The sequence below is a fragment of the Marinobacter mangrovi genome, from assembly GCF_016798325.1.
GTDB classification, from domain to species: Bacteria; Pseudomonadota; Gammaproteobacteria; order Pseudomonadales; family Oleiphilaceae; genus Marinobacter_A; species Marinobacter_A mangrovi.
Window position 1 is genome coordinate 179544 of the sequence record NZ_JAERVO010000002.1, and the last position, 23378, is coordinate 202921.

24 protein-coding genes are annotated in these 23378 nt (G+C 62.0%); 12 read left to right on the top strand and 12 right to left on the bottom strand.

The genetic code is table 11. The annotated features are described in order from the left end of the window. Positions 1-13 precede the first annotated feature (13 nt). Positions 14-856 carry a formate/nitrite transporter family protein gene (locus JL474_RS06780; RefSeq protein ID WP_123632995.1) on the bottom strand — a complete coding sequence of 281 codons (843 nt, stop codon included), beginning with the start codon at positions 854-856 and terminating at the stop codon, positions 14-16. 424 nt (positions 857-1280) lie between these two features. Here JL474_RS06780 and JL474_RS06785 point away from each other — a divergent pair, with 424 nt between their 5' ends. The 5 genes from JL474_RS06785 to JL474_RS06805 all read left to right on the top strand — a co-directional run bounded on the left by JL474_RS06785 (position 1281) and on the right by JL474_RS06805 (position 6252). Next, the gene (locus JL474_RS06785; RefSeq protein ID WP_203141456.1) at positions 1281-2162 is read left to right on the top strand and encodes an AEC family transporter; all 882 of its coding nucleotides are present in this window, start codon (positions 1281-1283) and stop codon (positions 2160-2162) included. A gap of 187 nt (positions 2163-2349) precedes the next feature. Continuing rightward, complete coding sequence (locus JL474_RS06790; protein WP_131483812.1) at positions 2350-3435, top strand: extracellular solute-binding protein; 1086 nt, start codon at positions 2350-2352, stop codon at positions 3433-3435. An 11-nt stretch (positions 3436-3446) separates the two neighbouring features. Then, positions 3447-4532 carry an ABC transporter ATP-binding protein gene (locus JL474_RS06795; RefSeq protein WP_203141457.1) on the top strand — a complete coding sequence of 362 codons (1086 nt, stop codon included), beginning with the start codon at positions 3447-3449 and terminating at the stop codon, positions 4530-4532. After that, the gene (locus tag JL474_RS06800) at positions 4529-5389 is read left to right on the top strand and encodes an ABC transporter permease (protein ID WP_328797792.1); all 861 of its coding nucleotides are present in this window, start codon (positions 4529-4531) and stop codon (positions 5387-5389) included. The genes JL474_RS06795 and JL474_RS06800 overlap by 4 nt, the downstream gene beginning before the upstream one ends. Further along, a complete protein-coding gene (locus tag JL474_RS06805; protein WP_203141458.1) occupies positions 5389-6252 on the top strand; it encodes an ABC transporter permease in 864 nt (287 codons plus the stop codon). Before JL474_RS06800 ends, JL474_RS06805 begins: the two co-directional genes overlap by 1 nt. On the opposite strand, the gene JL474_RS06810 is transcribed toward JL474_RS06805, so the two are convergent. Next, positions 6249-6614, bottom strand: coding sequence for a twin-arginine translocation signal domain-containing protein (locus JL474_RS06810; RefSeq protein WP_203141459.1), 366 nt, complete (start codon positions 6612-6614; stop codon positions 6249-6251). The two genes, JL474_RS06805 and JL474_RS06810, sit on opposite strands and share 4 nt — an antisense overlap. After that, positions 6601-7974, bottom strand: coding sequence for a GMC oxidoreductase (locus tag JL474_RS06815; RefSeq protein WP_203141460.1), 1374 nt, complete (start codon positions 7972-7974; stop codon positions 6601-6603). Before JL474_RS06815 ends, JL474_RS06810 begins: the two co-directional genes overlap by 14 nt. 199 nt (positions 7975-8173) lie before the next feature. Here JL474_RS06815 and rarD point away from each other — a divergent pair, with 199 nt between their 5' ends. Next, a complete protein-coding gene (gene rarD / locus JL474_RS06820) occupies positions 8174-9067 on the top strand; it encodes an EamA family transporter RarD (RefSeq protein ID WP_203141461.1) in 894 nt (297 codons plus the stop codon). Positions 9068-9078: 11 nt separating this feature from the next. Here the strand turns inward: rarD and JL474_RS06825 are convergent, their stop codons facing one another. Beyond that, positions 9079-10722, bottom strand: a complete 1644-nt coding sequence (locus tag JL474_RS06825; protein WP_203141462.1) for an aminotransferase class V-fold PLP-dependent enzyme — start codon at positions 10720-10722, stop codon at positions 9079-9081. 151 nt (positions 10723-10873) lie between these two features. On the opposite strand from JL474_RS06825, the gene JL474_RS06830 reads away from it, so the two are divergent. After that, positions 10874-11341, top strand: a complete 468-nt coding sequence (locus JL474_RS06830; RefSeq protein WP_203141463.1) for an Lrp/AsnC family transcriptional regulator — start codon at positions 10874-10876, stop codon at positions 11339-11341. 208 nt (positions 11342-11549) lie between these two features. Here JL474_RS06830 and JL474_RS06835 read toward each other — a convergent pair whose 3' ends face one another. From JL474_RS06835 to JL474_RS06855, 5 genes are all read right to left on the bottom strand, one after another. Continuing rightward, entirely contained in the window at positions 11550-12521 is a 972-nt protein-coding gene (locus JL474_RS06835; RefSeq protein WP_203141464.1) for an MBL fold metallo-hydrolase, read from the bottom strand. 115 nt (positions 12522-12636) lie between these two features. Then, complete coding sequence (locus tag JL474_RS06840; RefSeq protein WP_123632975.1) at positions 12637-12834, bottom strand: hypothetical protein; 198 nt, start codon at positions 12832-12834, stop codon at positions 12637-12639. A 25-nt stretch (positions 12835-12859) separates the two neighbouring features. After that, positions 12860-13153, bottom strand: coding sequence for a hypothetical protein (locus JL474_RS06845; protein WP_203141465.1), 294 nt, complete (start codon positions 13151-13153; stop codon positions 12860-12862). A 217-nt stretch (positions 13154-13370) separates the two neighbouring features. Continuing rightward, positions 13371-13877, bottom strand: a complete 507-nt coding sequence (locus JL474_RS06850; RefSeq protein WP_203141466.1) for a DUF2244 domain-containing protein — start codon at positions 13875-13877, stop codon at positions 13371-13373. Positions 13878-14013: 136 nt separating this feature from the next. Next, positions 14014-14469: an aminoacyl-tRNA deacylase gene (locus JL474_RS06855; RefSeq protein ID WP_123632969.1), complete on the bottom strand. Its 456-nt coding sequence runs from the start codon at positions 14467-14469 to the stop codon at positions 14014-14016. 257 nt (positions 14470-14726) lie between these two features. Here JL474_RS06855 and JL474_RS06860 point away from each other — a divergent pair, with 257 nt between their 5' ends. From JL474_RS06860 to JL474_RS06870, 3 genes are all read left to right on the top strand, one after another. Then, entirely contained in the window at positions 14727-15614 is an 888-nt protein-coding gene (locus JL474_RS06860; RefSeq protein ID WP_203141467.1) for a chemotaxis protein, read from the top strand. A gap of 133 nt (positions 15615-15747) precedes the next feature. Next, on the top strand, positions 15748-16812 hold the full coding sequence (locus JL474_RS06865; RefSeq protein ID WP_203141468.1) for a hypothetical protein: 1065 nt from the start codon (positions 15748-15750) through the stop codon (positions 16810-16812). 207 nt (positions 16813-17019) lie between these two features. Further along, positions 17020-18084: a hypothetical protein gene (locus JL474_RS06870; protein ID WP_236012097.1), complete on the top strand. Its 1065-nt coding sequence runs from the start codon at positions 17020-17022 to the stop codon at positions 18082-18084. Between the two features lie 43 nt (positions 18085-18127). Here JL474_RS06870 and JL474_RS06875 read toward each other — a convergent pair whose 3' ends face one another. Together JL474_RS06875 and JL474_RS06880 are read right to left on the bottom strand one after the other, a co-directional pair. Next, positions 18128-18418 carry a DUF6482 family protein gene (locus JL474_RS06875; RefSeq protein WP_123632964.1) on the bottom strand — a complete coding sequence of 97 codons (291 nt, stop codon included), beginning with the start codon at positions 18416-18418 and terminating at the stop codon, positions 18128-18130. Between the two features lie 176 nt (positions 18419-18594). Next, a complete protein-coding gene (locus JL474_RS06880; protein WP_123632962.1) occupies positions 18595-19212 on the bottom strand; it encodes a LysE family translocator in 618 nt (205 codons plus the stop codon). Positions 19213-19358: 146 nt separating this feature from the next. On the opposite strand from JL474_RS06880, the gene JL474_RS06885 reads away from it, so the two are divergent. Beyond that, positions 19359-20483, top strand: a complete 1125-nt coding sequence (locus tag JL474_RS06885; RefSeq protein ID WP_123632960.1) for a patatin-like phospholipase family protein — start codon at positions 19359-19361, stop codon at positions 20481-20483. 3 nt (positions 20484-20486) lie between these two features. Here JL474_RS06885 and JL474_RS06890 read toward each other — a convergent pair whose 3' ends face one another. Continuing rightward, on the bottom strand, positions 20487-21116 hold the full coding sequence (locus tag JL474_RS06890; RefSeq protein ID WP_328797794.1) for a LysE family translocator: 630 nt from the start codon (positions 21114-21116) through the stop codon (positions 20487-20489). 271 nt (positions 21117-21387) lie between these two features. Here JL474_RS06890 and JL474_RS06895 point away from each other — a divergent pair, with 271 nt between their 5' ends. Next, on the top strand, positions 21388-23376 hold the full coding sequence (locus JL474_RS06895; RefSeq protein WP_203141469.1) for a hypothetical protein: 1989 nt from the start codon (positions 21388-21390) through the stop codon (positions 23374-23376). The last annotated feature ends 2 nt before the right edge of the window (positions 23377-23378 follow it).

Sequence of the window (23378 nt, forward strand, 5' to 3'; positions counted from 1 at the left end):
GACGGTAGACCGCTCAGGCGGCCGCCCGTTCGGCGGACGGATGCGCGGCGATCTTGCGCTTGGGCGCGGTCCGGATATGGGTGGTGTACAGGGTCAGGCCGGTGAAGGCGAGGCCGCCCACCAGGTTGCCCAGTGCCGTGGGGATTTCGTTCCAGATGAAGTAGTCGGCGATGGAGAAGCCGCCACCCATGATCATGGCCGACGGGAACAGGAACATGTTCACGACGGAGTGCTCGAAGCCCATGAAGAAGAACAGCATGATGGGCATCCACATGGCCAGGATCTTGCCGGTGACGTTGGTGGAGATCATCGCGCCGACCACGCCCATGGAGACCATCCAGTTGCACAGCATGCCGCGGATGAAGATGGTGATCCAACCCATGGTGCCGTATTCAGCGTAGCCCAGCGTCCGCGCCTCGCCGATGCCGGCGATCTTGGTGCCCACCGGTCCTGGGTCGGTGCTGAAGCCGTAGGTGAAGATGAAGGCCATCATAAAGGCGACGGTCAGGGCGCCGGCAAAGTTGCCCAGGAACACCCAGCCCCAGTTGCGCAGCACCTGGGCGACGGTGACGCCCGGGCGTTTGTCCAGCAGGGCCAGCGGCGTGAGCATGAAGACCCCGGTCAGCAGGTCGAAGCCCATCAGGTAGAGCATGCAGAAGCCGATCGGGAAGAGCACGGCGCCGATCAGGAAGACGCCGGTCTGGACCGCGACGGTCACGGCAAACACCGCGGCCAGGGCCAGGATGGCGCCGGCCATGTAGGCGCGGATCAGGGTGTCGCGAGTGGACATGTAGATCTTGGATTCGCCGGCATCCACCATCTTGGTGACGAATTCCGACGGGACTAGATAGGACATCTTGGCTTCCTCTTGCGTGTGGTCACTTACGTTGTGTGGCCCTGCCTCAATCGGGCGGGCTTTCTTTTGGCGGGCACAAAAAAACGACGCCACACCGGGCCTGCGTTGCAGACGGATGCGGACGCCGTTGTCCGGTCGTGCTTCGGTAGTCTGGGCCGGGTGGATTCACCCGACGTCGTTGTTGTCAGAGCAACTCCCGTGCCCAATTTTCAGAAAGTTGAAAATTGCACTCGTTATCAACGTATTAGTGAGTTTCTTGAGGCGTCTGGTCGCCGCTTTCCACAGGCTTGACGCCGAGGCATGCACAATAATGAATCACGCCGACACCATCGGGGTGCTTTGCCGAGGCCACTTTCTTCGCGCTGCCAAGCCGGGGCACGCAAGGTACAATGCCCACCTTTAAAAGGACTCGGAGATTCCCGTTTTGTTGTCGGCCTACCTCAACGCGCTGTTTCCCGTCGTTTTCTGTGCCGTGTTGGGCCTGATCCTGGCCCGGCGGACCACGTTGCTCGATTCGCCGGCCCTGTCCCGACTGGTGACCCTGATCGGCCTGCCAGCGCTGATTCTCAAGGCCATGCTGGGGATGGATACGCCGATCTGGAGCGTGTCGGATACGTTGATCGCGATCCTTGCGGTGCTGGCGCTGTCGGCGGTGGTGGGCGCGATCGCCCTGAAGCTGTCCGGGCTGGAGGTGCGCGGCTACCTGTCCATGCTGGTCAATCCCAATACCGGCAACCTGGGGATTCCGCTGGTGTTCTCGCTGCTGGGCGATCAGGCCCTGGTGCATGCGGTGGTGGTGTCGACCGTTGTCCAGATCAGTCACTTCACCCTGGGCGTCTGGCTGCTGTCCGGGCGCTTCTCGTTCAAGGCGATTTTCTCGAATGCCTCGATCATCGCACTGCTGGTGGGGTTGGTCTGGGTGGCGACAGGCATCGAGGCGCCGGAAGCGGTGACCCGCACGCTGGATATCCTGGCGGGCATGACCATCCCGGTGATGCTGTTGTTGCTGGGGCGTTCGCTGGCTTCGATTAACCTGCGGGAGCTGGGGCAGGTGTGGCGGATTGTCGGTCTTTCCATCGGCCGCGTAGTGCTGGGGCTGGGTTCGGCGCTGGCGGTGATCTCCGTCCTGCCGCTGGAACCCATCGTCGCCCATACCATCCTGATCCAGGCCAGCATGCCGGTGGCGGTGATCAGCTATATCCTGGCCAGCCATTACAACGGACCCAAGGATGATATTGCGGCGGTAATCCTGCTCAGTATGCCGGTTTCCCTGTTGGCGGTTTTTGCGGCGCTTCATTTCGTCTGATCGGTCACCGGATCGGACCCATGCCCGGGAAACTTGATCCCGGGCAACCTCTTGGCGCGTTGCCTGCTCCATATTTCACAAAAATGACATATCTGGTCTATACCGTTCTGATAACCCAATGATTCCCGGCGTGTTCCATGACTGGTCCGTGCCGGGCAATATCCGGCGTTTAAGACGAGGACATCGCATGGACAGCCAGCCCAGAACCATCCTGACCCGCACCGGAGCGCTTGCCGCGTTCCTGACCGCAGCCGTTTTTTCCACCTCGACCCTGGCCGAGGAACTGCGACTGATCACCTGGGGTGGCTACGCCCCGGACGACGTGGTCGCCCAGTTCGAGAAAGAAACCGGCATCGACGTGAAGATTACGCTGTCCAACAACGAAGACATGATCTCCAAGCTGCGGGCCACCGGCGGTGCCGGCTTTGACCTGGCCCAGCCGAGCCAGGACCGGATCATCGGTGTCCAGCGCCAGTTCAACATCTACCAGCCCATCGACCTGGGCAAGATCGACACGGACCAGATCCAGCCGTCCATGCTCAAGGCCACCGAGAAATCCACTTCCCTGAATGGCAAACAGTACGGCGTGCCGGCGGTCTGGGGCACCAGCGGCCTGATCGTGAACAAGGATGTGGCGGACACCGTCACCGATTACACCGACCTGTGTGACGATGCGGTGGCGGGCAAGGTCAGCTACCGCCTCAAGCGCCCGACGCTGATCGGCTTTGCCTTCGCGCTGGGCGAGGACCCGTTCGCCGCCTACGACGACAAGGACAAGTACCAGTCCATCCTGGCCAAGGTCGAGGACAAGCTGATCGACTGCAAAGCCAACGTGAAGACTTACTGGACCGGCGGCGACCAGCTGCTGGCCCTGATGCGCACCGGTGAAGTGAAGGCGGCCATGGCGTGGGACGCCGGCGGCTGGAAACTCCACGGCGAGAACCCGGACATCAGCTTCGTGGCTCCGAAATCCGGCGCCCTGGGCTGGATCGACACCTTCGCGCTGCCGCGTCGCAGTGAAAACGTGGACGCCGCCTACAAGTGGATCAACTTCGTGATGCAGCCGGAAATCGCCGCCAAGATCACCAACCAGTCCGGCAACTTCACCGCCTCCAAGGGCGCCGATGAATTCGTGAAAGCGGACCTGCGCGATGCCTATCGCCAGAGCTTCGACGAAAAGGCCCTGAACAACATCAAGTGGTACCCGCCGGTGCCGCCGGGACTGGAAGCCATGGAAGGGCAGGTACTGGACCGCGTCCAGGCCGCCAACTGATCGGATCATCCATGGCTTCCGATCTCTTCTGTACCGACCTGGTCCGCCGCTTCGGTGATCACACCGCGGTGGACCGGGTGTCCCTCGACGTGCCTGCGGGCACCTTCTTTTCCATTCTGGGCCCGTCCGGCTGCGGCAAGACCACCTTGCTGCGGCTGCTGGCGGGGTTCGACCGGCCCGACAGCGGCGAGATCCAGATTCGCGGCGCCCGCATGAACGACGTGCCGCCCAACAAGCGGCCGGTGAACATGGTGTTCCAGCATCTGGCGCTGTTCCCGACCATGTCGGTGGGCGACAACATCGGTTATGGCCTGCGCCGCAAAAAAGTGCCGGCGGCGGAACGCACGAGGAAGATTGCCCGGGTGCTGGAGCAGGTGGGCCTGCCGGGGCTGGAAGATCGCAATCCCCAGCAGTTGAGCGGTGGCCAGCGCCAGCGGGTAGCTCTGGCGCGTTGCCTCGTGCTCGAACCCACGCTGCTCCTGCTGGACGAACCCCTCGGTGCGCTTGATCTGAAGCTGCGCGAGCAGATGAAGGTGGAGCTCAAGCACCTGCAAAAGGCCTTCGGCACCACCTTCGTGTACATCACCCACGACCAGTCCGAAGCCATGGTGATGTCGGATCAGGTGGCGGTGATGCGCCAGGGCCGATTCGATCAGGTGGCCGCGCCGGAGACCCTGTACCGCGACCCGGCGACGCCGTTCGTGGCGGGCTTCGTTGGGGACAACAACCGGTTGTCCGGCGACGTCATCTCGGTGGACGGCGATCTGGCTCGATTGCGGCTCCAGAGCGGCGAGGAAGTCACTGGCCGGATCGCGGGTGAGGGCATTGCAGCCGGTCGCCGGGCAGACCTGTTCATTCGTCCCGAATCCCTGGTGATGAACGGCGCGGTACCCGACGGCTACAGCCGCATGCAGGCGACCGTGACGACGACCCTGTTTGACGGCGCCAACAGCCGGATCGAAGCGGGCGTGGCGGACCAGACCATCTTCGCTCGGCTGCCCCAGGACGGCTCGGTCTCGAACCTGTCGCCGGACTCGGCCATCCAACTGGGCTGGGACCCGCAGCGGGCCACGGTGTTTGCCGGAGAGCGCGTGTGAGATCAAGCGCGAGCAAGCTGTCCCTGTGCCTGTTGATGACGCCGTTTGTCCTCTGGATTGTCCTGCTGGTGCTGCTGCCTCATCTGCAGATGCTGCGGGTGTCGTTCCACGTGCGGGAAAGCTGGGACACGGTGACCCTGGGGCTGGAGCAGTACCAGAACTTCTTTTCCGAATCTTATTACTGGCGGACCTTCGTGCGCACGGGCGTGATGTCCCTGTTCACCACTTTCCTGACGCTGGTGATTGCCTTTCCCATTGCCTGGTACATCGCCCGGCTGGCCCGCGGCCGGGCCAAGGGCTTCCTGTTCCTGGCGTGCCTGATTCCGTTCTGGGCCAGCGAGCTGGTGCGCACCTACGGCTGGATGATCCTGCTGCGCGAGAGCGGCCTGTTCAGCACCTGGCTGCAGGCGCTGGGGCTGGCGGACGGTCCGGTGGAAATGCTCTACAACGACGCCGCCGTGATCATCGGTCTGGTCTACAACGGCTTGCTGTTCATGGTGGTGCCGCTGGTGACCACGCTGGACGGCATGGACAAAAACCTGGTGGAAGCCGGCTACGATCTGGGCGGTAACCACTGGACGGTGCTGCGGGAAATCATCGTGCCCTGGGCCATGCCTGGCGTGGTGTCCGGCTGCATTGTGGTGTTCATGCTGACCCTGGGCAGCTACCTGACGCCGATCCTGATGGGCGGCAAGGACAGCGCCTGGTTCACCGAGCAGATCTTTACCCAGTTCATCACCCGCTTTAACTGGGAGCAGGGCGCCGCGCTGGGCGTGCTCCTGCTGGTGCTGTCGTCGGTGATCGTCTGGCTCGGGCTGCGGGTAACCGGGCAGAACCTGCGTAAGGTGATGGGCTGATGATTCGTTCCGTACCGCGCTCCGCATGGTTCGACCGGATCTATCTGGCGTATCTGGTGTTGTTCTTCATTTATCTGGCGATGCCGCTGACGGTGACGGCGGTGTTCGCCTTCAACGACGCGTCGTTTCCGTCGCTGCCCTGGAAAGGCTTTACGCTGGACTGGTTCTTTGCGGACGGCTCAAACGGGCGCACCGGGCTGTTCCATGACGACGGCCTGCTGTCCGCCCTGTGGGTCAGCGTGGTGATTGCTTTCTGGGTGACGCTGCTTTGCGTGTGCCTGGGCTGCATGAACGCCATCCTGTTCGAGCGGCTGGAGTTTCGCGGCAAGGAATTCCTGTATCTGGTGATGCTGCTGCCGCTGGTGATTCCCGGTGTGATCCTGGGCGTGTCGATCCTGGTGTTCTACAGCGGCATGGCCAATTCGGTGTCGCAACAGTGGGGCATCGAGCTGGATATGTTCCGGCCCGGCATGCCGCTGGTTGTGGCGGGGCAGGTGGCGTTCATCACGACGCTGTGTACGCTGGTGATTGCCGCCCGTTTACGCAAGTTTGACCGGCAGTTGGAAGAAGCCGCCCTCAATCTCGGCGCCACACCGGTGGTGGCCTGGTTCACGGTCACGCTGCCGTGGCTGCTGCCGTCGATTTTCGGCGCGGCGGCGATGGCGTTCCTGATGTCGTTCGAGAACTTCAACACCACCGTGATGCTGACCGGCAGTGACACGCCGCTCACCGTGGCCTTGTTCAACCGGCTACGGGAAGGCTCGACGCCGGTGCTGAATGCCGTCGCGCTGTTGCTGATGGTCGGTTCGGCCCTATTGGCGGTCCTGGCCATGGGTCGAAGTTCCGCACGAAAAGAGGGTTAGCGCCCCAGCGTGGGCCGATGCACCAGGTAGGCCAGGTTATACAGCGCCAGTTCCGACCGGCTGTAATAGAACCCCTGATACTGGATAAGCGGCTCGTTGCGGGCCAGGCTGCGCAGTTTGCCCGTGTTGATCCCCCGTTTTGTGGACAGCACGCCGTTTTGGCGAAGGCGATCGAACAGCACCTGGCTGCTCAGGCCTTTGGCGCTGGCACTGAAGCGGGCATCCGCCAGCTCCGCCAATTGATCGGACAAACTGGGAGCGGCTTCGGTGGCCGCGGTGTCGTCCTGCACCCAGGGTGTGCAGCCGGTCAGGCCGAGTCCCACAATCGCCCCGGCCCCTTTCAGCAGATCACGACGTCGCATCGGCGTTTCCTCCCAGTCGAGTGGCCAGGTGGTCGCCCAGGCGCAACGTCAGGGCGATGATGGTGTAGGTGGGATTCGAGGCGCCGCCGGCGGGAAACACGGACGAGCCCGCTACGTAGAGATTGTCGGTGGTGTGCACCCGGGCGTTGATATCGACTACGGACTGGCGCGGGTCCCTACCCATGCGGGTGGTGCCCATCAGGTGGCCGCCGCTGTGGAGCTGGAAATCCGGGCGCAGGGTCGACGGTCGTCCCAGACCTGTGCGCAGCAGGGCGTCCGCAAACAGCTGCCAGGTCCGGTGCGCCTGTTGCCGGAAGCGGTAATGGAAGTCGATGCGCGGCAGCGGCTGGCCCAGGGCGTTGAGCTCGTCGCTGTCACCGACCCGGTTGGCCGGGTTGGGGGCGATTTCCGCCCGCAGGCTGACGGGCGTGAACAGCGCCTCCCGGCGCTCGCCCAGCAGCGGTTCCGACACCAGTTGCTGCAAGTTGAAATCGGCGCTGAACGACAGGGCGTCGTGAGCCACACAGTAAGCGTCGGCAAGCTGCAGCGCGTGGACGGCATTGGCGCGGCGATCCACCACATCCTGCAGGCGATCCCAGTCCAGGTACATGTTGGCCACGGCGTACATGTGCGGGTGCTCCATCAGCCCCACGCCGACCGGCAGGTCCTGGCCAATACCGGACAGTTGCAGCAGGCGCGGATTGCCCACGCCGCCGCAGGCGAGGACGACCGTATCCGCCCGCAGTCGAACCGGGGCGCGGGCGGTGTCCAGCGAGTCCTGCAACAGCAGGTGGCGGACCTGTCGGCCGGACGCTTCCAACCGGGTACAGGTGTGCCCCAGGATTAAATCGATGCGGGGATGGCTGATGATCTCGTCGCCGTATTTCTCGTTAAACCGCACCGGCGGGCTGAGGTAGAACGGTTTGTAGACGATGTCCCGCGTGCCTTCGATGGCCACGTGCGGGCGGGTGTAGGCGTTGTCAGGCAGTTCCAGCATGCCGGCCGCCGCCGGGTACCAGCGTTTGAGTTCGGAATAGGGGATCGGCCAGTCGCCGGCCATAAAGGCTCGTTCCTCCAGCACGGCGCAGTACCCGCCCCAGATGGTGGAGCTGCCGCCGAAACGTCGCTGGGTGTGCATCGGGAAATAGGCCTCGCCCAGGTCTCCCCGGAGTTGGGCGCGGGCCAGGGCCTGGATGGTCGGGTCGGCGTCCAGCAGCCCGCTTTCCAGCAGCGCGATGCGAAGCGGGGTGAGCCGGGCCAGGCTCAGGGCCAGCGTAATGCCGGCGGGGCCACTGCCAATGATCGCCACATCGTAATGGCGGTTTTCAGGATCCAGGACCAGCATCGTTGTGCGCCCCATCGCCCGGCCGGACCCGGCTGGGTGGCCTGTCTGAATTATTGGCCAGAGCCGCGAATTTGGCACCTGTTTTTGTGAGGAATCCGCGGCGGGGCATCTGAGGAAATGAATTAACTGTGCCGGTACAGCAACCGCCAACTGTCCCGTTTCGGGGCGCGTGCCCTATGATAGATTGGCTGTCTTTTTTCGGGGACCGCACACCATGCCAGCCAACACCTCTGAGACCACCAAGGGCGTTCTGTTCGGACTGTCGGCCTACACCATGTGGGGCTGCTTTCCGCTGTTCTTTGCGTTGTTCCAGGATGTGCCGGCCTACGAAGTGCTGATCCACCGGGTGATCTGGTCCAGCGTGTTCCTGGCGGTGGTGATCTGTGTGCTGCGCCGCTGGCTGCCGGTCAAGGCGGCCTTTGCCAATCCGCGAAAGCTGTGGCGGGTGCTGGGCTGCGCGATCCTGATTGCCACCAACTGGGGCATCTACATCTATGCGGTGGAATCCCGCCACGTGCTGCAGGCGAGCCTGGGTTATTTCCTGACGCCGCTGGTGAACGTTGGCCTCGGGATGCTGGTGCTGCATGAGCGGATGGAGCGGCTGCAGGGTGTGGCCGTCGGGCTGGCGGGCGTCGGTATCCTGATCCAGCTGGTGCTGCTCGGCAGCCTGCCATGGATTACGCTGGTGCTGGCGATGACCTTCGGCACCTACGGCCTGTTGCGCAAGCAGGTGGAGCTGGACGGCCTGTCCGGTCTTTTCGTGGAAACGCTCCTGCTGCTGCCGGTCGGGCTGCTGGCCCTGGGCTGGCTGGACCACCTGGGACAATCCCACTTCGCTGAGGGGCTGCGACCCACCACGTTACTGATCGCCAGTGGCGTCGTCACCGCGCTACCGCTGCTGGCGTTTGCCGGTGCGGCCCGCCGCCTGCGTCTGGCGACGGTGGGCTTCCTGATGTACATCAACCCCAGCCTGCAGTTCCTGATCGCGCTGTTCGTCTTCAACGAGCCGCTGAGCCAGATCCAGCTGCTGAGCTTTATCGTCATCTGGGCGGCGTTGCTGCTGTATTCCTGGTCGTCCTGGACCTCGCGCCGGACCGCGACCGCCTGATCCTTGGGGCTTCAGGCCACGTCCTGTGGCCGGACAAACCAGCGCAGGGCTTCGGCTTCCGGTGACAGCGTCATGGTCTCCACCGTGTCCCCGGCGGATCCGGATGTCAGAATCGCTTCTCCGGCGGTCAGGTAATCCGCCAGCGGGCGCTGATTCCTGCGCGGCGCCGGATCGTCCGGCCGGTTGAAGTCGATATCCCCCAAACTTTCCAACGGCGCCCGTCCGGAAGGGTGATGCCAGACGCCGGCCGCGCGGTCGTAGCGGTAGGCCGGCAGCAAACGCCAGCCGTGCTCTGCGATCAGGTTCACGGCGTGCACCAGGTAGTTGAAGGTGGCGTCGTCGATAAAGTAATTGAAGTTCAGGCGCACCCAGCCTGGCCGGAGCAACGATTCGCCGGCAACCACCTGGCTCTCGATGGCCTGGCTGGTGGCTTCGTTAATCCCCAGCAGTTCATGACCGTAGGGACCGGCGCAGGCACAGCCGCCCCGGGCCTGGATGCCGAACAGGTCGTTGAGCAGGGCGACCACGAAGCCGTAGTGGAGATGCTGTGCGCCGTGACGCACCCGGAATGACACGATGGACAGCCTCGGCACGTCGGTCGGTCCCAGGATGTCCAGGTTGGGATTGCTTTGCCATTCAGTCAGCGCCCGCTGTACAAAGGCCTGCTCGCGGGATTCGATGGTGTCCGTGCCCACCGCCTGCTGCAGGCGAAACACCAGCCCGGCGCGGATGGATTCGATGATTGCCGGCGTTCCGCCTTCCTCCCGACGCTCCGGATTGGCCACGTAACGGTGCGATGTCGACGTGACGTAGGACACCGTGCCACCGCCGGGCACGGCCGGCACGCGGTTGTTCAGCAGCTGTTTTTTCACCACCAGCACGCCTGGCGTGCCCGGCCCGCCGATGAACTTGTGGGGTGACAGGAACAGGGCGTCTTTGGCGGCCCCGGTCTCGCCCTGCATATGGATCGCCACGTAGGGGCCAGCGGCGGCATAGTCCCAGAAGGCGAGGGCGCCATGGCGTTTCAGCCGCCGGGTGACGGCGTCCACGTCGGTGCGGATGCCGGTGACGTTGGAGGCCGCCGAGAAGCTCCCGATCACCAGCGAGCGGCCCGCGTGGCGTTCAAGTGCCTGTTCCAGTGAGGCCAGATCCAGTTGTCCCCGGTCGTCCAGGGGAATGCGGACCACGCGGGCAATCGTTTCGCGCCAGGGCAGTTCGTTCGAATGATGTTCGTAAGGCCCCACCAGCACCACGGGCCGTTCGGCCTCCGGAATCTGCTCGGCCAGGCGGTGTCGGGCATCCAGGTCTGCCGGCAGGCGCAGGTTGAGGATGTCGATCAGCTTGTGGATGGCCGCGGTGGCGCCGGACCCACAGAAAATCACCGCATCGTCGTCCGTGGCGCCGACCGCGTCGCGGATGGATTGACGCGCCTGCTCGCGGAAGGCGGTGGTCTGGGCGCCGGTCAACGATGCTTCGGTATGGGTGTTGGCGTAAAAGGGCAGGACCCGATCCCGGATGACCGATTCGATCATCGCCAGCGAACGGCCCGAGGCGGTGTAATCGGCATAGACCAGCGGGCGCTCGCCAAACGGCGTGGGAATCAGTTGCTGGTCGCCAATCACGGCATCGCGAATTCGGGAGATCAGGTCGGTCATGGTGCTGGCCCTGTTATCGAATGTCCGTCCAGTTTACGGCGTCCAGGGCTGCACATTGTTTCTGATTTTGCGTTAATATCGACCAACATCGAACAATCGTTCTTTGGTTGTGGTCTTATTTGAAATTATATTTCGATAGTGGGGGTGAGGCATGCTCGACAGGCAGGATCGGCAGCTACTGGAGTGGCTGCAGGGGGATGCGGGATTGTCCGTGGGCGACCTGGCCGAGAAGGTTGGCATGTCCAAATCCGCCTGCTGGCGGCGCATCCAGAAGCTGGAGGAAAGCGGCGTCATTCGTCAGCGGGTGACCCTGCTGGACCCGGAAAAGCTGAACCTGCCGCTCACGGTGTATATCTCCATTCGCACCAATCAGCACAACGACCAATGGTCCGAGCAGTTCCGGGAGGTGCTGGCGGACATTCCGGAGATTCTGGAAGTGCATCGCATGAGCGGTGATCTGGACTACCTAATCAAGGCCGTGGTCACGGACATGCCGGGTTACGACCGTCTGTATCGCCAGATCATCCGCGCTAACCTGTCGGATGTCAGTGCCAGTTTTGTGATGGAAACCATGAAGCACACGACGGCGCTGCCGCTGACGCATCTCCCCACCGTCTGACCGGCCCACAAAAAAGGCGCCGCGAGGAGGCCGTGTGAAAACGTCGCGAGCGCAGGCTAGACAAGGCGGAATTGGCCGAAAAAGCGCAGTTTATGTGCAATAAATGAGCATTTTGAGGTCAATTCCAACGCCGTATAGCCAAGCGCAGCAGTTTCCACACGGCCTCACGAGGGCGCCTTGGGATACTCGGACAGGTCTCCGGGTATCGTTATTCCGACTTCGGTGACACGACCGTCGCGTCGTAGTTCACCGGGATGAAGGCGTAGCCGTCACCGGCGGACGTCAGGTGACCCATGCCCGGGAACGACAGGTGGGCCGAGCCGATGAGCGTGCCGGTGTCCACCGCGTTGTCGAACGCGGATTCACGGGCGCTGACGGCCTGGTCCGGGTTGCTGTCGAACTGGATGGCGATGGACGGCTCGGAGAACTGAACCGACCCCACGTGAATCAGGTCGCCCATGAGCATCAGGGACTGGCCGTCGCTTTCCACATGGTAGATGCTGTGGCCCGGCGTGTGGCCATGGGCCGGAATGGCCTCGATGCCGTCGACCAGATCGGTCTTGCCGCTGAAGGCTTTGAAGTGGCCGCTCTCAACGTAGGGGTTGAGGGAGGCCATGGCGCCCTTGAAGAAGCCCTGTTTGCCTTCTGGTGCCGATTCCATCTCGTCTTTGCTCAACCAGTAGTCGGCGTCGGCCTGGGCCGCGCGGACCGTGGCATTGGGGAAGACGACCTTGCCGTCGGAGATCAGGCCGCCCACGTGGTCCGGATGCATGTGGGTGATGTAGATTTCGTCCACTTCATCCGGCGTGTAACCCGCGGCTTCCAGGTTGCTTTCCAGTTTACCCAGCGTCGGGCCGAACAGGCTGCCGGCGCCGGTGTCGATCAGGACCAGCTTGTCGCCCGTGTTGATCAGGTAGCCGTTGACGGACGTTTCCAGCGGTGCGGACAGGAAGTGTGCTTTCAGCACGTCGCGCACATGCGCTTCGTTGGTATTCAGCAGCAGCTTGTCGACTGGCAGTTGGACTGTGCCGTCAGACAGTGCGGTGATTTCGAAGTCGCCAAGCATCGTGCGGTAGTAACCCGGCGCCTGGGTCTTCACCATGGGCGCGTCGGCCTGGACGGCGCCGGCGGCAAAAAGCGATGCGGCCAGGGCGATAGCGGTTTTCCGGTATCGGTTCATGCAATATCCCTCCAACATTTTTCTTTTACCAACGTTGCCGCTGGCTTCACATGAGTCCACGGCATCTACGTTGGATCGTGCAGGAACGGATCAGGGCTCGGCACCCGCCGGTTCTCTAGAGAACGGCAAAGCCGGGGTTGCGCTTGCGCAAGGCGGCAATCACAACGTCACGGGGGGTATCGCTGGCAAATGCGGTTGGCAGCACGTTGCTACCAAACAGGCTGACAATCTCTTCCGTGTGCGGCCCGGTGTGCTTGGCCATCCAAAGTCCCTTGGCTGGCTTGATCTTGATCATCGATTGCGAAGTATCCAAAAGATCTCCTCTGGTTGATTGAACGTCAATGAACCTCGTGATCGGAGGTTCGCAGATGCCCCATGGTCCAGATCGAGCTGGCAAACAGGACAACGATGCTGGTCGGTAACAACCACAGCTTGTGTTCGTAAGGCAGCGGCTGACCGAGATGCTGTGCCAGACCCGGCAGGATGTCCTGCAGGTTGAGCATGACGAGCACGGCAGCCGACAGGCAGGCCGTTGTGATGCCCGTGGCTATCGCCAGATTGTCCGGATAGACGGGGCGTGAGGGGGAGGCTGGGAAATAGTCCTCCGCATCCGCGGCTTCGAAACGTTCCATGATTTCATCCTCTTCCGTGAGTTTTTGGTGTACACAAAAAATCAGGTACAGAATGCTCTTGAAACCCATGCGGTTCTGAGGCGTCGACCGCATTGTTTCTCGATATGGGGACGAACTGAGCAAATTCAACCGTTTCCCCATTCATAAATGGTTGCGTCCTATTCGTACGCAACCCTATGGGAGCTGGATCACTGCATCGCTGGCAACGACACCCGCCTCAGAACCACACGCCCTGATCCGGTTGCCGCCGTTCGACGTAGAGACCCTGGCCTTCCAGGATGTCCACCAGAAGTCGGGTGTCATCCATATTCAGGAAAGGCGCCAGTGCGATTTCCAGCTCCTGGTGCAACAGGAACAGCCGGGGCGGCGTCCAGGGGTGCCGGGCCGCCACCAGGTGAATGCGGGTGGCACGACGAGGCAGGGTCCACTCCGTCTCCTTGTGGAAAATGCCTTTCTCCAGCCGCAACAGTTCCGGTGCGATCAATAACAGCTCCTGACGCCGACACTGGCGGGCGGTCAGGTAGAACCCGAGGGCCAGGGCCGCCAGTTCCAGTCCGGCAAACGGCAGGATGACCCAGGCGCCGGCGAGCCACATGCCGGTGTTGATGCCGGCCATAATGATCAGCAACCCCAGCCAGACATGGATATTGCCACGCCAGCTCAGGGAACGGTTGGGCGTCAGCCGCAGCTGGTCGCCCTGGTCATTCACGAGGTGTTCCACCATGGCCATGGTCGGATGCGAGAGCTGTCAGGATTGAGTATAGATCATCCGTCAACGTGGCAAGTGGCTGCGGTGGTAGCGCATAGGGGATGAAAAGGAGGGCCGGTGCTGCAGCCGGGCACCGGCCCCGGACGGTGCATCAGAAGTGCAGGACGTGAGGCCGAACCAGCCGGTCGTAGTCCTGATAGCTCATATGCATGACCTCGTCATGACTGCCGGCGTTGAAGGCGATGTGATCGTCTTCCCGCAGGTGCTCGCTGACAAAGACATCCATATCGTAGAGATTCCCGAAAGGCGGCATGGCGCCCAGTTCGCAGTCCGGGAAGGCTTTGGTGATGTCGTCTTCGCTGGCCAGCTCCATGTCCAGGGTGCCCATGGCCTGTTTCAGCTGATCCAGGTGGACTTGGTCGGTGGACGGCAGAACCGTCATGAACAGGCGACCACCGGATTTGATGACGACGGTCTTGGCGAATTCCCGGCCGCGGACATGCGCCGATTGGGCCGTACGGGACGAACCGATGGTCGGTTCGTGCAACTGGGTGCGGTAGTGCACCGAATTGCTCTCAAGGTAGTTGCGGAGTTTGTCACTGATCATGGCGTTAACCTCCTTCACCGAAGTGAACGTTCCATGATGCTCCCGATCGGGAGACCCGGTGTCCGGCAGGACCGTTCCGGGTGACCGTATTTTACCACGGACGTTGATGCAGGACGTGACGAGACACAAACGGAAATTGAACCATTCGTCCTGGCGGTTTAAGTTCAACAGTATTCATTAACGATAGGTTGACCCGCTGCCGACGGCCCACGCCGTCCGCAGCCGGGCCACACGCTGACCAGGGATCGCTGAACACGATGTCCAATCCAAGCCATCAAGCCCAGAAACTGTTGTTGTTCGGCCTGTCCGGCCAGAAATCGTTTGCCATCGGCACCCTGAAGATCCGGGAAATCATGCCGTTGCCGCAGCTCACCAAGCTGCCTCACAGTCATCCGTCGGTGATCGGCACCACCACGTTTCGCGGGTCCGCCGTCCCGGTCATCGACATGGGCGCGGCGGTGGGCTATCCGCCCCTGACGCGCGAGGAATTGCAGCAGAGCTCCGTGATCGTGACCGATATCCAGCGCAAGGAAATCGGCTTCGTGGTGCGCAGCGTGCGCAAGATCATCGAAGCGGACTGGAAGCAGGTGAAGACCCCGCCCACGGCCCTGGGCAAGCGGGCGTTCGTCACGGGACTGCTGGACATCGAGGGCGAGGTCATCCAGTTGATGGATGTGGAGTTGCTGCTGTCGATGGTCTACCCCAGCGCGGTGGCCGCGGACGAGGTCGTGCTGACCGACGTCCAGCGGGAGACCCTGAAGTCCCTCAATATCCTGCTGGTGGACGATTCCCAGGTGGCGCGCAAACAGCTGTCCGACGTGCTCGACAGCAAGGACATTCCCTATTTCGTGACTACCAACGGCGACGAGGCGCTGCAGATCCTGCTCAACGCCGGTACCGAGGGGCGGCCCATCGATATCCTGGTGAGCGACATCGAGATGCCCGGTCTGGACGGCTACGAACTGGCGTTCCAGGTCCGTGACAACGGTTCCCTCAGGCAGCCCTACATTATTCTCCACACGTCGCTGAACAGCGAAATGAGCGTCAGCTACGCCAACCAGGTGGGCGCCAACGAGGCCCTGACCAAGTTCGATGCCGAAGAGTTGCTGCAGGCGATGCTGCGGGGGGCCGAACAGAGTCAATGAATGTGACGGCCATCACAGGCAATTCGACAACTGGGGCTGCAAATTGAACAGTAACGGTTTGTAAGCCAATCCGTGGGTGTGTACGTTTTAACCAATAACAACAAGACAACGAGACACATCAACGGAGTGGTCAATGCACTGGCGTGGCCCGCTTTTCATCCTGGCCTGTGTCGGCACCGCGGCCGGCATTGGCTTTGCCTTGTCACAGGTCCCCGATGACGGAGACCCGCGCGCCCTTGCGGCTGTAACCGCGCAGGCCAAGGCGACACCCCAGGCGCAGACCGTCCCCCGGCCGGCGCCAGCGCAGCCCTCGACGCCCAAGCCACCCGCGGGCGACAGTCCCATCCGTTTCATGCTGGCGCAGGTGGCCGACCAGTACGAGGCGGCGTCTCGCTATCCCGCTTATTCCGTACCCATCTCGCCCGATCAGGCGAAAGCCTACGCGGGCAATCAATACCAGGCGGTCACCCTGCCGCTGGCCGATGACGGGCGCTTCACCGTCAACCTGGAAAAGTACCGCTTTACCCGCGGCGAAACGATCCTGGTGGTCGCCAGCCTGGAAGGGCCGATGGTAGTCGGCCAGCGGGTCGAAGCCCGTCTCGAAGCGACGGGGGAGCGATCGGGCACGCAGACCGGCACCACGCTGACCCGAAACCCGGATGGGATCTACCAGGGCGAGCTGGACAGCGACCGCGAGCCCGGCGAATACCGGCTGATCGTGTCCGCCCGGGTGGACGGCCAGACCGTGCGCCATGTCTCGACCCTCTCGATCGAACCCCATCTGGGCGATTTCGGTGGCGTGGGCACGACTCGCATCGAGAACAATAATCTGGTGATCCCGGTCGAGTTCGAGCCCGACGAGGCCGGCTTCTATGCCTTGAGCGCCAATCTCTACGTCAATGGCCAGCCGGTGGCGCATCTGAGCCACGAGCAGCGCCTGGATGGCTCCAAAGCCGATATTGAACTGCGGGCCCACGGCTCTGTGATGGCCGGCCGCAGTGGCACGCTCCAGCTCAAGGGCCTGCAGATCCGACGCTTGCCCGCGCGACCGGGTGACCGGACCGATTACGCCTTCGGCCCTGAGGACGGCTTTGATGTCGACGCCTCGGGGCTGGATCGCCTGGAAGACATCCCCGCGAGGGATCCCGAATCAGAGCAACGGGCCGCAATATTGAGAAAGATGGCAACCGGAGCCTGATCGACCGTCGAGTCCGCCCTGAGGTCGCACCGCCTGAAGGTGCAGTGGCGCAGGGACCCGCCGGACGAGACCGGAGTGATACCCGGTCAACGCAACCTTCCCGTATCAGAGGCCGTTGTCTGTCGACGGTGGCACCGTCATGCCTGAAGGCGGTTCGGGAAGGCGCAGTGAGGAAAAACAACAACATCGACTCACACGGAGCACATCATGAAGAAAACAATGATAGCGGTCGCTCTGATGGCCGCAACCTGCTCGACAGGCGCGCTGGCGCAGCTGGCCGGACACAACGTCATCCTGGTTCACGGCTTCCAGCAGGAAGACCTGGCGTCGCCACCGGCGGATATGGATGCGGTCAAAGCCAACGGCGAGGATTACTGGCGCACCTTCTGGCTCTCCCGGTCCGAAGCCCGGATCGACTGGGCCAGTGATGGCCGCGTCGAAGGCAAGATCGCCCAGCAGGCCTACCAGCAAGTGAAGGCGATTGCCCAGGAAGGGCTGTGCAACGATTACTGCATCGTCGTTTCCCATTCCACCGGCGACCTGGTGACCCGTTACCTGCTGGACAACCAGGCCCGCTGGCTCGCAGCAGACGGCCTGCCGCCGCTGAAAATACTGGCTTCGCTGGACTTCTCCGGCGCCGGTGGCGGCACGGACCTGGCGGATCTGGCGGTGAGCGTGGCCTACAACGACAGCTGGTACCTGGCGCCGGTCAAGGCGGCCGTGAAGCTGTTCACCGGCATTGACCCGCAGCCCGGCAAACTGGGCGTGGTCAACGACCTGCAAACCAACGCGGCGCGCAACCTGGCCGTCAGCCCCAACAGCATTCCCCGTCTGCGATTCGTGGCGGGCGGTGCGTCCTACGGCGGCGTCACCAAACCGTTTATCGATGGCACGGACGATGGCGTGGTGCCGACCCATTCGTCCTGTGGTTCGGCGTCATCCAATGCCATCGATTCCTGCGTGTCCAACCTGAGCCTGGCGGGCAAGGTCTCCAGCCAGGACGCGCCCTCGAGTCTCTACTACAATCACTACCCGATCCTGATGAACGAGGGCGTCACCCACAGTGGCGTGCTGGGTAGCGAAGTGGGGAACATCTCGGTACCGGTGGTGAACAACACCGCGCTCAACGGCCTGCAGGTGGACTTCGCCAGCCGCACCTACAACAAGCGCGCGTGGTGGCAGCTGTGGGGCAGTGGGGACCGGTACATCGAGGTGCCGGGCTCCGACAATACCGATATGTCCACGCTCGTCTACACCACCCTCAACGACTGACCGCCCGGGCCCCGGCCATCCGTCGGGGCCCATTCCTCACCGTCTAAAACCGTACCCGCATTTCCGTCACCGAGTCGCTGGTCATGCCGACCATTTCGTCAGTTCCAGACGGCGGGATGATCTCGATCTGATGGATGTGGAAGTGATGGAATGCGTCCCGGGCGTCACACGTGCTGGTGAAGAGCACCGGTCGTTGCTCCCGATTGACGAGAATGAAGGCGTCCTCGCCAATATAAAAGCGCGCCATGTAGTAGCGCCCTTCCATGGAAACGAGTTCGAGCAGGTCGATGTGGGTTTCCGGTCTGAGACGGGCCTCGGTCATGGTGATGTTCATTGCCGTTCTCCAGTGAGGATCACGAAAATGGATACGACCGCACGGGTATGGGGGATTCTTTTTTGTCGATCCCTGCTGCAGCATAGGCGGGATCGGTCATCAAAGGAAAGAGGTGGGTGGTAATCCGAATCTTCCGGGGCGATACGCCTGCCACTCGCCCCGGGGCGGTGTCGATGTCAGTGGCGCAGGATACCCAGGACCAGCCGACCGGCCAGTCCCACCAGGATGGCGCCGAACAGGCGCTCGAACCAGACGGTGTGATGCTGCAACCGGGACAGCCAGCGCGGGTTGGAAAACAGCCAGGCGACGATCAGGTACCAGCCGCCGTCAATCACCATCGCCGTGGCGGCGTAACCGAGTTTGGCCACGAAGGAGGTGTCCACGCCCACCACCTGACTGAACAGGGCGATGAAGAACACCGCAATCTTGGGGTTCAGGAATACCACCAGAAAGCCATCCCGCGCCGCACTGGAGGTGGTCGGAACCTCCGGCAGATTGCCGTTCTCACGGCGTTTTGAGGTGAGGCCTTTCATCCCCAGCCAGGCCAGGTAGAGCGCGCCACCCCATTGCAGCAGCCCGAAGGCTACCGGCGACGCCTTGATCACGGCTGCCAGGCCGATGATGCTCAGCAGCGCATACAACCCCACGCCCAGACCGTGCAGCAGGGCCGCGGCCACACCATTGCGCCGGCCACCGGCCAGGGTCTGCTTGAGCACCACCGCCAAAGAGGGTCCCGGCGACATGGCGCCCAGAACACAGATGGTGACAACCGTTAGCCAGGTGGCGAGCGTCATAGCGAATTCCCGGAATCAGAAGGGTGAGCAGAGGCGCCCCAGTTTAGCGTCGGAGGTGGCCTGAGTCATCCGGTCGCCGGAACCGCCAAGGGCTTCGACTATCCTATGGGAACGGTTAACCGATTCGGGCGGAACAGGAGTGGGTGATGCAGACGGGCGTGGTCCTCACCGGTGGCGGCGCGCGGGCCGCCTATCAGGTCGGCGTGCTGAAGGCGATATCGGAGATGTATCCGGACTGGGCGCACCCTTTCCGGGTCATTACCGGCACGTCGGCCGGCGCTATCAATGCGGTGGCCATTGCCAGTGGCGGCGGCGTGTTCCGGCATAACATCGCGCGTCTGGAAGGCATCTGGTCCGAGTTGACGATCGACCAGATCTACAAGAGCCACAGTTATGACATCCTGCGAAACGTCAGCGACGTCGCACGACGGCTGATCACCGACAGCACCGGTGAAAAACCCATGTCATTGCTCAACAACAGCCCGCTGCGTGCGTTGCTGGAAAAAGAGGTGGATTTCGGTGCCCTGAAAACGGCGATCGACGAGGATCGACTCAGCGCCGTGGGCATCAACGCCTGCGGCTATACGACCGGGCAGAACGTGTGTTTTTTCCAGGCGGGCAAGGACAAGGCCAATTGGACCACAGGGCAGCGGGCCGGAGCTCGGACCAATCTGACGCTGGACCACATCATGGCGTCATCGGCGATTCCTACCGTGTTTCGCCCCGTGAAGATCAACCGCGAGTACTTCGGGGATGGCGTCACCCGGCAGATGGCCCATATCAGCCCGGCGCTGCGCCTGGGGGCGGAACGGGTGATTGTGGTGGGGGTCAGTGCCAACCACGTGTGTTTTCCCGGTCGCCCCAAGCAGCCACCGATGCCGGGGTTCAGTCAGGTGCTGGCCCACGTTTTCAATGGCATGTTTCTTGACACCCTGGACTACGACATCGACCGCCTGCGGCTGATCAACCAACTGCTGGAACTGGTGCCGAAGAAAAAACTGGAAGAGTCCGGACTGGACCTGCGCCCGGTGCATCTGCTGGAAATCTCCCCCAGCGAGGACATTGGCGAAATCGCCACCCGTCACCTGGACAACATGCCGCTGGTGTTGCGGAAACTGGCGGGCGCGAGCAGCGAGGCGTACACGCCCGGCTCCAGTCTGGCGAGTTACCTGATGTTCGATCACCGCTTCTGCCGGGAGTTGATCAGCCTGGGCTACAAGGACGCGCAGACCCAGGCCAGACAGATCGAACAGTTCTTTCGGGAGGCATGAAGATCAGCCCAGTGCCAGCCAGGCGGCCACGCCCATCATCAGGGTGCCCGCCACGCGATTGACCGTGCGCACGCCGCCACCGCGACGTAGCGCCTGGCTCAGCTTGCGACCGCCGTGGGCGTAGATCTGAAGGCAGATGAATTCCAGACCCAGGATAATCAGGATCAGCGTCGTCAGCTGCGGTGCCATGGGCAGCTTGCTGTCGATGAACGGGGGCAGCAGGGCAATAAAGAACGCCCAGCCTTTGGGATTGGCAATCGCCGTCACGAAACCCTGCGTCGCCAGCTGCCAGGGGGAAGCCGCCGGTGCCGGCTCATCCTGATCCCCGAGCGCCAGCTTGCCGCGCGAGCGCCACATCTGGATGCCCAGCCAGGCCAGATAGACGCCCCCCGCGTACTTGAACAGGGCAAACGCGGTCGGGTACTCGAGCATAAATGTCGCCACACCCACCGCAGCCGCCGTCGCCACCAGACCCACGCCCAGCAGCTCGCCCACCATCATCCACATCGCACGGCGCACGCCGATGGTAATCCCCAACGACAGGGACAACGTCATGCACATTCCCGGCGTCAGTGACACCAGAAAGAAGGTCGGAATGAAGGCGGACAGCAGATGCATGTTCAGTGAAGCCACGGTACACGTCTCTGATATGTGGGAGGAAACCGTCCATCATAGAACCCGCAGGGTCGTGCTGCCTACTGCTGCTTGATTCGTAGAAACCCCTATCCGCTTTTCCCGAGCGTGAAACGGGTCTCGCTAAGACGGTGGATTTACAAAAGTTTTAAGACAGCGACCAGTTGCTTGGCTAAGGTGTTCGCAATGACGACAGTCTGCCGCTGAAACCACCTGTCATACGGGGGGAGGGCAGGGATGTAAAGCAGGGAGTAGCGCTCAACAGAGGAGTGTGTTTGCTGCCTACAGCAAAATGAACCTATGGCTGGGAGGCCATCCTGTGCAGAAAAAATGGATCCTTTTGTTTTCGGTTTTATGGATTGCCGTGCTGACATCAGTTGGCAGCTTCGTTTTCTTGAGTCTGTGGGATGGCAGTCAGAGCCCGGCCGACGATATCGACGTGGGATTGGTGCCGGATACCTCACTCTCCGGGCAGGAACAGCTGCAATGGCTGCTTAACGGAGACTTTCAGCGCCTTTCCGCCAAGCTCGATCCACTCCTTGACCCCGGCAGCGGCAGCGCCGATGTGGATCTTGAAAGTGTCATGCAGGCGACTGCCCGGCCAGAGCATGCTGTTGGTGATCAGTTGAATGCCTGGGTCGAAGCGATGCCGAAAAGCGGACCGGCCCATCTCCTGCGTGCGAACTATCGCATGCGACAGGGCGTCAGGGCTCGGGGCACCGCCTATATCAGCGGGACCTCCCAGTCCCAACTGGATAGCATGCATCGCTTTTTCAGCCTGAGTCGTCAGGATCTTGATGTGGTCAAATCGTTGCGTCCGCAAAGCGCCTATCCCTATGCCATCGAGTTGGAAATGGCCATGCGGGCCTCCGGGCCGACGCCGTCAGCGGAGGTATTCGAGGCAGGCGTTTCCCGAGATCCAGATCTTGTCTGGCTCTACCTCACGAATCTGGCCCGACTGGCGCCGAAATGGGGAGGCAGCGACCCGGCGCGCGAATCTTTCATAAGCTCCGTTCGCGAACAGTATGCCCGCCACCCTCATTTGAAGGCTGTCGAGGTGCAATGGCGCCTCGACAGCGTCGCCGCTTTACCTGGAGAGCCTTGCGACAAAATTGATGCTTACCGTTCGGTGTATCAGTTCCACCGTAATGCCTCCAGTGCCTACTACCTGGGGCGGGCCTACAGTTGTGACCTCCAGTTGGATAAGGCTCTTCCTTTTCTGGAGCAGTCCGTTGAGGCCTGGCCCTACATGGAAAAGGCATGGCGGGTCATCGGGTCCATCGAACACGCGCGAGGCCATCATGAGAAAGCGCTTGAAGCGACGCACCGGGCTGTTTATCTGAATCCACAAGACGCGTTTGCCCATTTTCAGGAGGGCGAGATTGCGATGTATACCCATCGCTACGAGCAGGCGGAAACGGCATTCCATAATGCCGCGTTGGCCGACGACGATCCGTTCCACTATTCGCAGTATCAAGAATTGGCTCGAGCGTTTGCCGAAGAGCCCGGCGAGGCCCACGAGCTCGTTGTTCTGAAAACCGAATACGGGCCGATGCTCTCGCGGACACCATACCGCAATGGACGGAAAGAAGGCGTTGGTTTGGCATACAAGGACAATCGCCCCTCGGAGAAGCGTCAGTATGTCAACGATCGGATCGTTCATGTGTCAGTGTTGAATGACGATGAACAGGTTGTCTCTGAAATCGACATGGATTTGGGGAAAACAAACGGTCCGTTTACCGAATATTCGGAGACTGGAAAGGTCATATCCCGCGGCCAGATGATTCGCGGCCATCGGCACGGTGAGATCCGCGTTTTCTTCGAGAATGGTCAGCCGGTTTTCAGCAATCGATTTGAAGCCGGTAAGCGACTTGAGCCGACGAAGTTTTTCATCCCGGAAACACAGATCGGAGACCTCAATGTCGCCGCGGTTACGACGTCGGGGATATCGAGGATCCAGACCCCGTTGGATCGCACGACCTCGCTACGGGTGGACTATTACCACCCCATTTTCCTCTATGCCGCGATCTACGGGATTGAAGAGCCGGGGCATCGCATTGCCGTGACATTCAGCGATCCGGATGGGCGGGAGGCCTATCACTATGAGCAAGCGCTCCAGCCCGGGCAGGAACGTTTTAACTCCCAGTACGTGTATTGCAACCCGAACCCGAAGCATGACAAACCGGGTGAATGGCAGGTTGACGTGCTCATCGATGGGCAGGTGGCCCATCGCATTCCCATATCCGTGAGCTACCAGTAGGC

Bases quoted from the DNA above. Each gene is read 5' to 3' on its own strand.
- JL474_RS06780 (WP_123632995.1), bottom strand. From the start codon at position 856: ATGTCCTATCTAGTCCCGTCGGAATTCGTCACCAAGATGGTGGATGCC.
- JL474_RS06790 (WP_131483812.1), top strand. From the start codon at position 2,350: ATGGACAGCCAGCCCAGAACCATCCTGACCCGCACCGGAGCGCTTGCC.
- JL474_RS06795 (WP_203141457.1), top strand. From the start codon at position 3,447: ATGGCTTCCGATCTCTTCTGTACCGACCTGGTCCGCCGCTTCGGTGAT.
- JL474_RS06805 (WP_203141458.1), top strand. From the start codon at position 5,389: ATGATTCGTTCCGTACCGCGCTCCGCATGGTTCGACCGGATCTATCTG.
- JL474_RS06810 (WP_203141459.1), bottom strand. From the start codon at position 6,614: ATGCGACGTCGTGATCTGCTGAAAGGGGCCGGGGCGATTGTGGGACTC.
- JL474_RS06815 (WP_203141460.1), bottom strand. From the start codon at position 7,974: ATGGGGCGCACAACGATGCTGGTCCTGGATCCTGAAAACCGCCATTAC.
- rarD (WP_203141461.1), top strand. From the start codon at position 8,174: ATGCCAGCCAACACCTCTGAGACCACCAAGGGCGTTCTGTTCGGACTG.
- JL474_RS06825 (WP_203141462.1), bottom strand. From the start codon at position 10,722: ATGACCGACCTGATCTCCCGAATTCGCGATGCCGTGATTGGCGACCAG.
- JL474_RS06830 (WP_203141463.1), top strand. From the start codon at position 10,874: ATGCTCGACAGGCAGGATCGGCAGCTACTGGAGTGGCTGCAGGGGGAT.
- JL474_RS06835 (WP_203141464.1), bottom strand. From the start codon at position 12,521: ATGAACCGATACCGGAAAACCGCTATCGCCCTGGCCGCATCGCTTTTT.
- JL474_RS06845 (WP_203141465.1), bottom strand. From the start codon at position 13,153: ATGGAACGTTTCGAAGCCGCGGATGCGGAGGACTATTTCCCAGCCTCC.
- JL474_RS06850 (WP_203141466.1), bottom strand. From the start codon at position 13,877: ATGGTGGAACACCTCGTGAATGACCAGGGCGACCAGCTGCGGCTGACG.
- JL474_RS06855 (WP_123632969.1), bottom strand. From the start codon at position 14,469: ATGATCAGTGACAAACTCCGCAACTACCTTGAGAGCAATTCGGTGCAC.
- JL474_RS06860 (WP_203141467.1), top strand. From the start codon at position 14,727: ATGTCCAATCCAAGCCATCAAGCCCAGAAACTGTTGTTGTTCGGCCTG.
- JL474_RS06865 (WP_203141468.1), top strand. From the start codon at position 15,748: ATGCACTGGCGTGGCCCGCTTTTCATCCTGGCCTGTGTCGGCACCGCG.
- JL474_RS06870 (WP_236012097.1), top strand. From the start codon at position 17,020: ATGAAGAAAACAATGATAGCGGTCGCTCTGATGGCCGCAACCTGCTCG.
- JL474_RS06875 (WP_123632964.1), bottom strand. From the start codon at position 18,418: ATGAACATCACCATGACCGAGGCCCGTCTCAGACCGGAAACCCACATC.
- JL474_RS06880 (WP_123632962.1), bottom strand. From the start codon at position 19,212: ATGACGCTCGCCACCTGGCTAACGGTTGTCACCATCTGTGTTCTGGGC.
- JL474_RS06885 (WP_123632960.1), top strand. From the start codon at position 19,359: ATGCAGACGGGCGTGGTCCTCACCGGTGGCGGCGCGCGGGCCGCCTAT.